A 14,059-nucleotide genomic window follows, 5' to 3' on the forward strand; every position below is an offset into this window, starting at 1 on the left:
GTTATATTTCTTTAAACTCAGGTTTTATTAAACCAAAACACTTTAAATCATGGAATTCGTTTTTCCAGAAACCACTTGAACGCCTAATTCCTTCCTCTTTGAAACCTAGCTTTTTTAACACTGACTCAGAAGCAGCATTTCCAATCATAATGTCACCTTGGATCCGGTAGAGTTCGCCTAAAGGTTGGTCATTAGAGAATGCAAATTGGATAATCGTGTTAACAGCTTCGCAAGCATAGCCAAGTCCCCAATACTTTGAGGATAACTCATAGCCAATACCTGCATTTTTCATCTTCAAGTTTATTGAGTTAAATCCACACGTACCAATTAGTTTTCCCGAACTCTTAACTCGAATAGCCCAACGAACACCTACTTTGTCAGCAAAGCGTTGATTAAAAAAATCAATTAACTCCAATGATTGTTTTTCTGAATTAAAAACATCGATATCGTAATATCTAACAACGTTTTCATCAGTGAAAATATCAAGTATAGCCTGTCAGTCACTTTTTGATAACTTATTAAGAATTAAACGAGATGTTTCTAGCTCTGGAAATTGCACTTAGTCTTCCTTGAAATAAAACGCCGTTTTAAGCGGCAAAAATAGTTGGCTATAATTTGTGACGAATGAGCACAAGCCAGTTTTTTTAATCAGCCCTTGATTGCTTCGTTATGCTACTAAAACGCTTTAAACTGTATATCACTAAAAAACTCTTCTGCATTTTGAGCTAATTCAGGATATTCTTTACCCTTATAGTGACGTAGAGAGTATTCCGTATGCACACCAATAGATTTTTTAAATGGGTGTATGCAATTATATCCAAGATATTCTATCAGCATTACGCCTGTTTTATTGCCACCGACTTTAGCACTGTTATCTTGAGAAATAGTTTTGTGCTTGATGCACGTTGCACCATTAAGTTGTACCAACTCTTCTGAGTTTTCCACAAGATCAAACCTGCCAATATCCGGTGAGTTTGCTCGATGTTTGACTACATGCGAAAGAAACTCTTCACCGGAGGCAAACTCGGGAATTTGATAGAGTGACAAATTTATAATGCCACTGCTGTCATCATTCAGCTTAGTTCCGAGAGCAAGCTGATACCCTGTTGACGTAATGACAGACCAACTACCATTTTTAGGTGATAACGAAGAAACACCATAAATATTAACAGGAGTACCTGAATTAAGCTGTGGGGAAGTTGATGCGCACGACGTCACAAACAACAACGATATTAAAATAGTGGTAAATTTATACATTTAAATTTCCTTGTAGCACAACTAGTTTTTAGAGAGTGAATCGCGCGTTTTTCTACCAACGCCGTTTTAAGCGGCGAGTCATAGCTTGCTAAAATGTGAAACGAAGTTAAATCGAGCAATCTATTACGAGTCCGACTTAAAAATCCTTGTCATACGCATTATTCAGAGTGAAAATCTTCTGATATTTTTACCGCTTTTTTGTATTCATCCAAACTATCAAATACGAAATAGTCGGTAACTCTATCCCATGCGACACAGCTAGTGACACCAGATACCCAATTAGATTCAGTGCACCCATCAGGTGATTCACCTACGATAAAAATACGGCCTGCTTGATTTTCAAATCTAGGGTTATATAGATCGTGACTGGCATCATCATCCACAATGGATATTGAAAGACATTTACCTGAGAAATTTGGAAAGTTATCCATTGCTGATTCCCTTATACGTATAAAGCCTTAATAAACGACATAAAATAGCAGGCTAAAATTGGTGACGAAGGAGCACAAGCCTGCTGTTTTTGTGTCCTTTGGTTTAGGCTCTTGTTATGTTTTAATTACTACTTTCTAGCGCATAAGTTATTGAACCTTGAATACTATTGTATTGTAAATCATCTTCGTTACTAATGTATTCCAAACCATTTCTTGAAGTGACCTTAACTTCATAAGTATGTAATCCTGCACCTAAATCACCGGTACATTCAACTTTCGCAATTGTTTGTGATTTAACTTCTTTTGCTACTGAAGTATCACAAACCTCGTTGTTCAAAAAAATGGTTATCTCTATTGGGTACTCTAGCTTTTGATAAATTTCACTTTCGAGAAATACTTTAAAACTAGTTTTACCGCCAATATCATAATTGACTTGAGTAGAAAGGCCTCTCTTAAAACCTCCAATAGAAACACCCTCAGTCCATTCTTTTTCAGCGCATCCGATTAGCACTATTAATAATGCTAAGGGTAAAAATATACGCATAGGTTTCCTTAAACATAACATTTTAGTATTTATGCGACACGCAGTTTGTGTTGCATAATCGCTTGTTGGACTGAGCCGCTACCTGCTCGGTGTGTCAGAGTTGGTGTTGTTTATGCTATGGGAATTTGCTTTTTCTGGCCTAAGCGATATCAAGCCAACGTTACTGGCGAGCCTATCGCATCTAAGCTATCCCTGCTTTACTCAGCGTTTATTATGCTTCCATTACACCTAAATTTGCCTTAAGAAGCAATTATATTTTTACGCACACAGAGGTCGTTAGCCTGAGCAATTAAGCAGGTTAACTCATTGATTTTAAGCAGCAAGCAAGGCTGCTAACTCGTTCGCACTATTTCATTTGTCGGCGTATCTGAATTCATCACACCAATAAATCGTAAAATACCCACCTTGCATGACTGACAAAACCAATGCGGTACCAATGATTCTGTTTCTGGCTTAGTCTGCACTAGTTTGCATTTGTTGAAACTTTACTACGTACATCACATACTATTTAAAGGACTCATAACGTATATTGTTAGTCCACTCTACAGGTTAGGCTGTTGAGTGTTCACACCTTAATTAGTTGCTTTGTACCAAGGTACTTTGTATTTATGGAACTTTTATTATAAGGACATTTTCAATTCATGATTAAAAACATAACCATTACAAAGCAAGATTACTTAGAGTACTCCAAATTTGCGGTGAGTAGGCTGTGTAATTCAAAAAGTAAAGCAAGCTCTAGTTTTCTTAAGAATATGATCATCTGGTTTGTATTGGCTGTAACTTTTATGTCTGTGTTCCAATTAAAGTCTATTCGTTTTAATGATTTTCATTGGCAATCTGCGCTGATCACAGCAATTCCTTTTTCAATATTACTTATTGTTTTTCTATACAACATTAATAAATTCAAAAGACTATCAATTCCAAATGATAATGGTTTAGTGATTGGAAAGAAAAGCTTGGAGTTTCAAGCTGACGGAATAACTGAAATAAATAATTTAGGACATTGCTTCTATAAGTGGGAAGCAGTAGAGGTAATTGAAGAACATAAAGGTAACGTTTATATCTTTGTCGATAAATTGTCAGCCTTAATCATTCCGGCAAATTCATTTGCTAGTGAAGCTGAAAAAGACGAGTTAAAAGCTTTCGTAAAGAAGTTTTTATAATTAGCTTTTTCATCTGACAATATTTTGTGGCAAGTAATCACAGAGCTACGCTAACACATAGGTGTTAGCGTGCATCATTCATATAATGTGAAGTCAATTAGCTCACTCAACTAACTAATTTAGTGTGGGCTGCACATCTAAGCCATAGCCAAACATTACAGCTAATACCAATACAACCGATGCTACGACCATTAGTTTAATTAGTAGTGGTAAACAGAATCTAAACCAATGGCCGTAAGGCACACCAGCCATGCCTAAAATACCCATAAGTACGGCGTTGGTTGGAATGATCATATTTGAAAAGCCATCACCAAATTGATAAGCAAGCACGGCAACTTGTCTTGGTACACCCACTAAATCACCTAGTGGGGCCATTAATGGCATGGTGACATAAGCTTGCCCTGAACCAGATGGAATAAAAGTATTGAGTAGGGTTTGAATAACCAGCATACCAATTGCAGATATTTCAGCTGATACATAAGAAAGCGGTAACGACATGCCATGTACAAGGCTATGTAAGATTTGGCCGTCTTCTAAAATAAGGGCGATACCCCGTGCAACACCAATTAACACTGCGGTGGTAACAAGATCAGATACGCCTTCTATAAATTTGTTTGCTGCTTCATCAGCAGATAGTTTGCCTAAAATGGCGACAACCACACCCCAAGCAATAAAAACACCACCTAGCTCGTATAAGTACCAGCCCTTCGTTGCGATGCCCCATACTGCAATTGCTAAAGTAATAATAAAGCTACCTAAAACTAGTTTATGGCGCAGGGCAAGTGCTGGGTAACTTGTTGCTGTTTGATTTTCCAGTGGGCAAGGCACGCCAATCATCATCGATTTAGACGGATCGTTAGCTACTTTTTCGGTGTATTGCCAAACATGATGAAAACCAATGAGCACAAATGGAATGAATATAGCTAAACGTAACCATAGGCCAGAGTAAACTGGGATACCTGCAATTTGCTGTGCGATTAATACCGTAAATGGGTTAAATGCCGATACCCCATAACCAATACCATAACCAGCGACTATCATACCTACGGCGGTCATTGCGTCTAATCGCATTGCCTTACAAAGCGCAACGAGAATAATAACAAAAGGAATATATTCGCCGGCGGTACCAATACTGCTTGATGCTAAGGCAAAGCAAAACACCACCATAAAGATTAATCGTTGTGGCTTTTTACCATGTCGTTCTAAAAGCCTTCCAATGAGAGCATCAACAGTGCCTGTGGCACGTGCAACAGCTAATACACCGCCAACAATTAACACAAAGAAAATAACATCTTGAGCAGCAGCAAATGCGCGAGGTATGGCTTGTAATAAATCCCATGGGGTTAGGTAATGGCGCTCAGCAACTGTTTGATAGGTGCCCGCAACAACCATTTCTCGGCCTGATTCACTTAATGTAGTAGTAAAAAAACCTTGTGGTACTAACCAAGTAGCAATAAGCGCAACAACCATCATGCCCAGCAGCAGTATCAGGGTATGTGGAACTTTAAAACGTAAACCCATTTATTCTCCGTAATTATGTTAGGTTAAATTCTTGAAATCATAACATGATAAAAGCTGATAGGTTGTCTCTAAAATGCCCACACTGTTAATGATTGTAATAATTCAGATACAAAAAAGGCCAGAAAACTGGCCTTATAAAGTTTATTTGAATTTTATTTAGCTAACCCAAATGGGTCATCAATGCTATGAGCAGGCTCGGTAAACCAGCGCGGACCTTCGTCTGTCATATAAAAGTGATCTTCTAAGCGAATACCAAACTCATCCGGTATTACTAACATGGGTTCGTTACTAAAACACATACCTGGTGCGAGTGGGGTAGGGTTACCACCAACAAGGTATGGCCATTCATGAATATCTAAACCAATGCCATGGCCTGTTCTGTGTGGACAGCCTGGTGTTTGATACTCTGGCCCCATGCCATTTTCGGCAAGATACTGTCTTGCAGCATCGTCTACTTTGCCACATGCCACACCATTTTTTGCGGCAGCAAAAGCAGCAAGTTGGGCATTTTTCTCGTGCTGCCAAAACATGCGTTGGCGATCGGTTGCTTCACCAAATACATAGGTACGGGTAATGTCAGAGAGGTAATCATGTACTTTACAGCCAGTATCAATCAGTACCACATCACCTTTTTTAAGGGTTTGCGGATCTTTAACACCATGTGGGAAAGAAGACGCAACACCAAATAACACAATACAAAAATAGTTACCCGGCGCGCCGACTTTTTGGTGCGCTTTTTTAATAAAGGCTTCAACCTCAGTGGTGGTGATACCTTCATAAAGCATACTTGCCGTTGCTTTATGTACTTCTAAAGTCATGTCCATAGCACGTTGCATTAAGGCAAGTTCGCTGGCTGACTTATGCATGCGGCAGTGAGCTGTCACGCACTGTGCGTTAACAATGTTGTAATTGCCGTTAGCTTTATTAATGCCGTCGTAGATGAAAAACTGTGCGCTTTCATCAATACCAAGGGTACCATCTTTGCTAATGCCCATTTCTGTAAGAACATCTACACACAGTTGATAAGGGTTTTCGTGTTCTTGCCAGCCACGAATAGGGCCATCAATCACCATAAAATCGTTTAAGCTGCCGATTTCAAAAAACGGTGCTATGTATTGCACATCACCTTTTGCAGGTAAAATAGCGCCAACTAAACGCTCGCTTGCGTACCAACGCATACCCGTAAAGTAGGCTAGGTTAGTGCCTGCATTTAAATAAATTGCATCAATATTGTTTGCTTGCATATACGCTTGTGCTTTTGCGATACGCGCATGAAATTCGTCATTTTGAATAGGGGTTAAATCTGTTGTCATATCTGACAAAGAGTCAAGCGCCTGCTCTGGCGTTTGTGTGCCAATACCGTATGTTGTCATTGTGTACTCCTTGGTTTTTTCTGCATTGTGGCTTGAGTAAACACCCGATGCAAACTCACTGCGACTAATCGCATAATATTCGTATTTATGGTTATAACTGTTAGCATGCGCAAAAAATAAGGAGCGACAATGCAAGTTAATTACTTAAAAAGACAAGCTGAATTTAAAGCCTTGCTAGAACAACAGGGTTACAGCGCCATGTTAGTACTTGGTCATGAAAATATTCGTTACTTAAGTGGTTTTAGCGGTAATGCTGCTTATGCATTAATTACTCAAAATGCGTGTGTGTTGATCACCGATTACCGATACCACCAACGTGCAATTGCTGAAACAACAGGATTTGAAATTGTTTGTCGAGACAGAGACAACGAAACTCTCGGCCATTGTATAAATAGGCACCTTAGCTCGAACAGCCATGTCGCATTTGATGCAAGCTATGTCACGGTAGCAATTTGGCAAGGTGTGGCAGATGAGCTAAGCGGCCACACTCTAACAGCGGTAAACGGCTTAATTGAAAAACTAAGACGCGTTAAAGATAGCTGGGAAGTGGCGCAAATTAAAGCTGCTGCAGCCATCGCTGATGAAGCATTAGCACAAACGCTACCTTATTTTAAACCGGGTGTAACTGAGCGTGACCTTGCCTTAGAGCTTGAATTTAGAATGCAAAAACTCGGTTCAGAAGGTATGTCGTTTGCCACTATCATGCTATTTGCAGAACGCTCAGCCTTGCCGCATGGTAACCCGTCAGATCAGGTTTTAAAGCAAGGAGACTTTGCAACCCTTGATTTTGGCGCGGTTGTAAATGGCTATCGCTCTGATATGACTCGTAGTTACATTATTGGCGAAGCATCAGAAAAACAAACCCGTATTTATAATACTGTTCTTGATGCGCAAAATGCGGCACTTGAAATGGTCAAACCGGGCATTAATTGTTTAGATTTAAATGCCATGTCAAACGAGGTGATTGCTAATGCAGGTTTTGGCGAATACGCGGGTAAAGGCCTTGGCCATGGTTTAGGGCTATTTTTGCATGAAGTACCATTTATCAACACACTGACAGACTACAGCCTTGAAGTTGGTAATGTGATCACCATTGAGCCCGGCATTTATATACCAGGCTATGGTGGTGTGCGCCTAGAAGATGACATAGTTGTCACAGAATCTGGTTTTGAGGTGTTAACCCATGCGCCTAAGCCATTTATAATCTAGTGCTTAAATCAAAAGTTACTTTTTAGCATATGCTAAGCGGGCTAAACGTTCAGTTACATGGTAACTATCTAGCCCGCTCACCGCGACTGTACCAATGGCTTCAATATCGACAAAGCCATCTTCTTGCAAACACGCCTCATCTAAATAGATATCGGTTATTTCACCTATGATCAGCTCAGTGCCATTGATGGCAAGGTGGTGGTGTTCTCTCAGCTCAAGCGCATATTTAAGCTTACTTTCTTTAACAAAAGGCGCTGTAAAGTCATTTAGGTATTCAGTGTTGAGCCCTGTTGCATCAAATTCAGACTCGTCTTTGTCGTAGCGTGCCGATGTTTGATGTGCTTTGTTGTAAATGTCTTTGTTTACATGATTAATCGTGTACTGCTTAGTGGCTAATAAGTTTTCTAGGGTATGGCGAGGCACTGAATGGGGCCTAATTATCATACCCACTAAAGGGGGATGTGCCCCAAGGTGAAATACTGAACTTACAATCGCTAAATTAGTTTGGCCATTATTATCTTGTGTGCCGACTAAGTTGGCACTTTTAAACCCCGACAAACTATTAATTAAATGAGCGCGGTAGCGGTTTTCTAAATCAGCAATGGCTTGTTTTGTTAAATGCATAAATTTCCTGTTACCAGTCTATGGGTTTTCCTTGCCAGTCAAAGTAGGCAGGGTTGTGTGATTGTTGTAAATAGTCAGCATCACTTATCAATGAATACAATTGCTCGGCTACAAACTCAGGGGTAAATAGCTTTCCTTCGGGCACATTTGCCTGAAAGGGTTTTGATAACGGCGTATCAGTAGTACCTGGGTGAAATAACACGCAGTGGCATTTTTTATAGCGTCTGCTAAGTTCAATAGCTGCAGATTTAAATAACATATTTAATGCCGCCTTCGATGCCCGATAGCTATACCAACCGCCTAACTTGTTGTCACTGATGCTACCAACACGTGCACTAAGGGCACACACCACAGTTGCTACTTGAGGCTTCAAAAGCGTTGAGAATAAAGACACAAAGCGAATTGGTAGTAGAGCATTTGTCATCATGCTATTTATAAAGTGCTGCTCAGATATTTGTTCAAGTTTACGTTCAGGGGCATTATCTGGATCATGCAATAGGCCGTTAAATATCATCAACTGTGCCAAATCATAGTGGCCACTGGCTAGTTCTTTAGCAATGCCACTCAAGCTTTGCTCTGAGTAGTCAGTAGTAAAATGCTGGTGGCTTATCTCATTGCTTGATGACTTATTAAAACTTGCCTTAAATTCACCTCGACTGATGGTTACGATATGACCCCTGTTTATTTGTTTATTTAGAGTGGTGAAATAGGCATTTGCAATTTCACTGCTTGCACCGCACAAAATATAGAGTTGCATTTTTGACCTGTTCTAAAAATATTTGAAAATTTTTTCGCTCAAACTCTCACCAACTAATAAAATGATAGTAGCTCTGTTTGTCTTGATCTAACCCTATAAACACATAAAAAAGGCTGGTAAAAATTTGACCATGCAAACTTTAAGGATGCCTTAAATTACGGGGATTTTACCTTTTAAATTGGTAAGTCCATTTTACCAATTGAGCTAACTTTAACGCTTTGTAGCTGACTAAGCTGCGTATTTATTACACTTTTATGTTTATAGATTGGTTATTCTTTTTTACGAGTATGTTAGAAAATTCGATCTATTAAATTAACGCTGACAATGATATTAATAAAAGGGATCAGTATTTAGCTGCGTTCGTGCTTGGCTAAATACTGTGCAGTAAGTACTTTCAACTTAGTTAAAGAAAGGAGTATGAGAATGAGTGAACAATACGCTGCACTTCGCGGTAATGTTAGTATGCTTGGACAAATGCTGGGTCAAACCATTAAAGATGCACAAGGACAAGCCATTTTAGATAAGGTAGAAGAGATTCGCGCTTTATCTAAATCGTCACGTAGTGGTAACGAAGCCGACAGACAAGCGCTTATCGAAGTACTACACGCTCTCACAGATGAAGAACTATTACCGGTTGCACGCTCATTTAATCATTTTTTGAATCTTGCTAATGTTGCTGAACAATTTCATACCGTATCACGCTTTAATGATGTTGGTTTTTGCCAACTAAACCCTCTCACTCAAACATTAAAAGCGTTAGCAACAGCATCAAAGCAAGGTCAAGTTGATCCTAATCACTTGGCGCAAACACTCTCAAAACTCCACATCAATTTAGTTCTGACGGCTCACCCAACTGAGGTGACACGCCGTACAATGATCAATAAACACGTAGAATTAAGTGATTGCCTTGCCTCTTTAGAGCGTAAAGACAACTTACCTAGTGAACGTGCAGATTTATTAAACCGCATTGCCCAGCTTATTAGCCAAGCGTGGCATACTGACGATATCCGTCGCTCACGCCCAACGCCAATTGACGAAGCTAAATGGGGTTTTGCGGTTATTGAAAACAGCTTATGGCATGCCGTACCGCGTTTCTTACGTGAGTTTGGCGAAGACGTAAAAGCAGAGCTTGATTTAGAACTACCTATTGATTTCAGTCCAATTGAATTTACTTCTTGGATGGGCGGCGACCGCGATGGTAACCCGTTTGTAACTGCTGAAGTCACACAGCAAGTACTTGATCATGGCCGCTGGATGGCACTTGATTTGTATTCTCGTGATATCGAAACGCTAAGCAATGAGTTATCTATGTCGGATGCAAGCGATGAGCTTATTGAGCTTGCAGGTCAAGACTTTGAACCTTACCGTGCGGTACTTAAAAAGTTAAAGAATCAAATTGCTGAAACTGTGACGCATTTGGGCGCTAAAATTAAGAAAAAGCGCACTGATTCTGAAGATTTAATTACTGATATCGCGCAAATTAAACACCCAATCGAAGTGTGTTATCGCTCGCTTATTAAAACCAACATGAAAGTAGTTGCCGATGGCTTGCTGCTTGATGTTCTGCGCCGTATTAATAGCTTTGGTCTGCGCCTTGCAAAACTTGATGTACGTCAGGATTCATCGCGTCATGGTGATGTTTTCTCTGAGTTAACACGTTATTTAGGTTTAGGTGATTACCATCAATGGCAAGAAGAAGACAAACAAGCGTTTTTACTTGCTGAGCTAAATTCTCGTCGTCCGTTAATTCCAAAACATTGGCAACCAAGCCCAGAAGTACAAGAGGTGCTAGATACATTCGATGTAATCGCAGCGCAAGATGCTCAAACATTTGGTTTGTATATTATCTCGATGGCACGTACCGCATCTGATGTGCTGGCAGTACAGTTACTGCTTAAAGAAAGTGGTTGTAAGTTTAACTTACCGGTTGCGCCATTATTTGAAACGTTAGACGACTTAAATAATGGTAAAGAGGTGATCGAATGTTTACTTGATAACACTTGGTACCGTGGTCACATTCAAAACCAACAAAATGTCATGATCGGCTACTCAGACTCAGCAAAAGATGCAGGCATGATGGCTGCTGGTTGGGCACAATATGAAGCTATGGATAAGCTGGTTCAATTAGCCGAAAATCGCGGTATTGAGCTTATTTTATTCCACGGCCGTGGTGGTACGGTTGGTCGCGGTGGCGCGCCAGCTGCCCAAGCTCTTCGCTCACAGCCTCCTGGTTCATTAAAAGGTGGCCTGCGTGTAACAGAGCAAGGTGAAATGATCCGTTTTAAGTTTGGTTTGCCAGCTGTTGCTCTGCAAAGCTTAAATATTTATGCCGGTGCAGTTCTAGAAAGTAACTTGTTGCCGCCACCAGAGCCGAAGAGCGAATGGCGTGATGTTATGGAACTTATTAGTGCTGATTCGTGTGAGCATTACCGTCAAGTTGTGCGCCATGATGAAAACTTTGTTCCTTACTTTAGAATGGCAACGCCAGAACAAGAGCTTTCTAAACTGCCACTTGGTTCTCGCCCTGCGAAGCGTAACCCGAACGGTGGGGTAGAAAGCCTTCGTGCTATTCCATGGATCTTTGCATGGAGCCAAAACCGTTTAATGCTGCCAGCTTGGTTAGGTGCATTAACAGGCCTTAAAGCTGCGTTAGATAAGTATGGTATCCAGACACTTCATGAAATGAGCTTAAAATGGCCATTCTTCCGTGCTCGTTTAGAGATGCTAGAGATGGTATTTAGTAAAGCTGATACATGGTTAAGTGCGCATTACGATGATGCACTAGTAACTGAACAATATAAGCCATTAGGCGTGAAGTTACGTCAAGAATTGAGCGAAGCTATTGAGCTTGTTCAATCGCTTAGCCCACAAAAGAGCCTGCTTGCAGACCAACCTTGGATCAAAGAGTCAATCGCGCTACGTAACCCGTACACAGATCCACTTAACTTATTACAAGTTGAGTTACTGCGTCGTTCACGCGAAGCAGATGAAAGTTCTGCAGGCGATATTGATAATGCCTTGATGATCACTATGACAGGTATCGCTGCAGGTATGCGTAATACCGGTTAATAGCTAGTGTCATCGATTAACCTTGCATCAATTGGCAAGCTAATCACAAAACGAGCGCCGTGTTTACATGACTCGGCGCTTATTTTCCCTCTAAGATTATATTTTACCGCATTAAATACTACGTTTAAGCCAAGCCCTAGATGGTTTCCACCTAGATTTGTTGTATAAAAAGGCGTAAATATTTCATGTAGGATCTCATCATTGATACCGACACCGTTATCTTGGTAGGTAATTTCAACCACATGTGTATAGGCTTTAACTCTTACCTCGACAACACCTTGATCAGAATTCACAAAGCCATGCTCGCAGGAATTAATAACCAAGGTTTTTAATACATCACTTAAGATAGTTGGATATGACGTAATAACTGCTTCATCGCCATGAATTTTAAACTCAATTTGTTTACCAAGGTGTTTACTCAAAGGGTATAAACGATGACTAATAAAGCTTGGCAGCTGTATTTTGCTCATTGGTTTATCAAGGTGAATAGACACATTGAGCGCTTTGAATTCTTCGACGATGCCGGCAAGTCGATTAATGCTACTGATCACTAGCTCTTTAGCGCTATTGGTATCGGTAATAAACTTATGAAAATGTTTGCTAGAGAGCTCTCGGGCTTTAAATTTTTCTTCTAAACCTTCCATGTAATCATCTATTAATGAACTTGCTGTCACTATGGTGCCAATAGGGGTATTAAGTTGATGCGCCATACCAGATACCAGTGCTGTTAAAGAGGCTATTTTTTCGATTTCAATCAGATGATCTTGTGTATCTTTTAACTGCTCTAATGCTTTAGTTAATTTTTGTTTTTGTTTGTCAATGCTGTTAATGGCGATAAGTGAGCCAAATAAAATAACAACTAAACAGATGCTTACTACAATCGTGAGATCTTTAAATGCATTGGCTTTAGTGGCTTTTATTTGCTCAGCACGAGTTAGGTTAGAAATTCTTACTTCTTTTGCGGCAACATCGGCTTCTGCAAGTGCTTTTGCTAAATTCACTTTGGCTTGTCTGGTTAAAATAGCGGCGTTAATGTACGAATATTGTTTATAAGCGCTAAGTGCATTTACATAATTTTTTTGTTGCTCGTAAAGCTCTGCAGTTAATTTGGCAATCGATAACAGGGCTTCAAAATTAGTATGGCTAACAGTGTGAGTATCAACGGATGCAAGCGTTGTGAGTGCTTTATCAGTATGTCCTTGTGCTTCATACGTTTCTGCTAAACATAAAATAATATTAAGTTGCTCATTCTCAAGCTGTTTATTTTCAATAAGCGTCGAAGCTTCGTTGAGTACCTTTTCTGAGTCTTCTAAAAAACCCTGAAAACGTAATACTTTGGCTTTTAGAACCAGGCTTGAAGCAAGGTGAGTGGTGTAGTTGTGTTGGCTTTGCAGCCCGATAGCTTCATTGATAATCTTGAGTGCTTCTGGATACTGTTTTAACCCAATTAAAGCTAGCGCTAAATTATTACTTGCAAATGATTCGTTGAGAGTTTGATTTTTACTGTGGGCATAATCTCGATAGTATGTGAACGAGTCGGCAGCTTCTTTATAACGGTTTAAACGTAGCTTTACCAAAGCGATATTATTTTCGGTTTGATAAACTAAACGCTCATCTCGAGATTGTGCAAATGGCATGGCATCGCGATAGTACGCTAAGGCTTCTTCATATAGACCTAAGCGCGCATAAATCCCACCAGAAATATTGAAATAGCCATACATGAGGTCTTTTTCATCAGATTGAGAAACCATATTCATGTACTTAACAATGGTTTCCATGGCTTGTTCAAGCCTGTCAGTCTCAAGCAAAAACCAAGCTTTATAATTAGTGACTATAATCTTTTGTTCTAGTGTTAGTTCGGTAGTTTCAATCAGCGCATTGACAAACTCAAGCCCTTCTTGAGGTGAACTGGCGTAGCTTTGCCTTATTGAGGTTCTAAGCTTTTCAAACTCTTTAATGGGCATCGCTTTAGGTGTTGTTGAAATTAATAAAATCAACAAGGTAAAGCCAAATAATATAACCAATCGCGCTTTCATGACACACCAATCCATTTAAAAATGAGCATAAAAAACGCTCACCCATTTTGCTGTCTAAATAACGCTAAAAAATAT

At 39.8% G+C, this 14,059-nt stretch carries 12 protein-coding genes; 3 read left to right on the forward strand and 9 right to left on the reverse strand.

The window, feature by feature from the left end:
• Position 1 precedes the first annotated feature (1 nt).
• The 4 genes from L1D51_RS16215 to L1D51_RS16230 form a co-directional block, all read right to left on the reverse strand.
• Positions 2–490 carry a GNAT family N-acetyltransferase gene (locus tag L1D51_RS16215; protein ID WP_338127949.1) on the reverse strand — a complete coding sequence of 163 codons (489 nt, stop codon included), beginning with the start codon at positions 488–490 and terminating at the stop codon, positions 2–4.
• 185 nt (positions 491–675) lie between these two features.
• Positions 676–1,257, reverse strand: a complete 582-nt coding sequence (locus L1D51_RS16220) for a hypothetical protein (RefSeq protein ID WP_055021967.1) — start codon at positions 1,255–1,257, stop codon at positions 676–678.
• A 158-nt stretch (positions 1,258–1,415) separates the two neighbouring features.
• Entirely contained in the window at positions 1,416–1,688 is a 273-nt protein-coding gene (locus L1D51_RS16225; RefSeq protein ID WP_055021966.1) for a hypothetical protein, read from the reverse strand.
• 121 nt (positions 1,689–1,809) lie between these two features.
• Positions 1,810–2,232: a hypothetical protein gene (locus L1D51_RS16230; protein WP_055021965.1), complete on the reverse strand. Its 423-nt coding sequence runs from the start codon at positions 2,230–2,232 to the stop codon at positions 1,810–1,812.
• Between the two features lie 641 nt (positions 2,233–2,873).
• Here L1D51_RS16230 and L1D51_RS16235 point away from each other — a divergent pair.
• Positions 2,874–3,395 (forward strand): YcxB family protein, encoded by a 522-nt coding sequence (locus L1D51_RS16235; RefSeq protein WP_239964198.1) that lies wholly within the window; start codon positions 2,874–2,876, stop codon positions 3,393–3,395.
• A 114-nt stretch (positions 3,396–3,509) separates the two neighbouring features.
• Here L1D51_RS16235 and L1D51_RS16240 read toward each other — a convergent pair whose 3' ends face one another.
• Both L1D51_RS16240 and L1D51_RS16245 read right to left on the reverse strand, forming a co-directional pair.
• Positions 3,510–4,916: a YfcC family protein gene (locus L1D51_RS16240; protein WP_239964199.1), complete on the reverse strand. Its 1,407-nt coding sequence runs from the start codon at positions 4,914–4,916 to the stop codon at positions 3,510–3,512.
• Positions 4,917–5,068: 152 nt separating this feature from the next.
• Positions 5,069–6,289: a M24 family metallopeptidase gene (locus L1D51_RS16245; RefSeq protein ID WP_055021849.1), complete on the reverse strand. Its 1,221-nt coding sequence runs from the start codon at positions 6,287–6,289 to the stop codon at positions 5,069–5,071.
• Positions 6,290–6,418: 129 nt separating this feature from the next.
• On the opposite strand from L1D51_RS16245, the gene L1D51_RS16250 reads away from it, so the two are divergent.
• The gene (locus L1D51_RS16250; RefSeq protein ID WP_239964201.1) at positions 6,419–7,498 is read left to right on the forward strand and encodes a M24 family metallopeptidase; all 1,080 of its coding nucleotides are present in this window, start codon (positions 6,419–6,421) and stop codon (positions 7,496–7,498) included.
• 15 nt (positions 7,499–7,513) lie between these two features.
• On the opposite strand, the gene L1D51_RS16255 is transcribed toward L1D51_RS16250, so the two are convergent.
• A complete protein-coding gene (locus tag L1D51_RS16255; protein ID WP_239964203.1) occupies positions 7,514–8,122 on the reverse strand; it encodes a flavin reductase family protein in 609 nt (202 codons plus the stop codon).
• Positions 8,123–8,132: 10 nt separating this feature from the next.
• Positions 8,133–8,879, reverse strand: a complete 747-nt coding sequence (locus tag L1D51_RS16260) for an SDR family NAD(P)-dependent oxidoreductase (protein WP_054564092.1) — start codon at positions 8,877–8,879, stop codon at positions 8,133–8,135.
• A gap of 423 nt (positions 8,880–9,302) precedes the next feature.
• Here L1D51_RS16260 and ppc point away from each other — a divergent pair, with 423 nt between their 5' ends.
• On the forward strand, positions 9,303–11,948 hold the full coding sequence (gene ppc, locus L1D51_RS16265) for a phosphoenolpyruvate carboxylase (RefSeq protein WP_239964205.1): 2,646 nt from the start codon (positions 9,303–9,305) through the stop codon (positions 11,946–11,948).
• On the opposite strand, the gene L1D51_RS16270 is transcribed toward ppc, so the two are convergent.
• A complete protein-coding gene (locus L1D51_RS16270; protein WP_239964206.1) occupies positions 11,945–13,984 on the reverse strand; it encodes a tetratricopeptide repeat-containing sensor histidine kinase in 2,040 nt (679 codons plus the stop codon). The genes ppc and L1D51_RS16270 overlap by 4 nt on opposite strands.
• Between the last annotated feature and the right edge of the window lie 75 nt (positions 13,985–14,059).

The sequence above is a fragment of the Pseudoalteromonas shioyasakiensis genome (genome assembly GCF_022398475.1).
Lineage (GTDB): Bacteria > Pseudomonadota > Gammaproteobacteria > Enterobacterales > Alteromonadaceae > Pseudoalteromonas.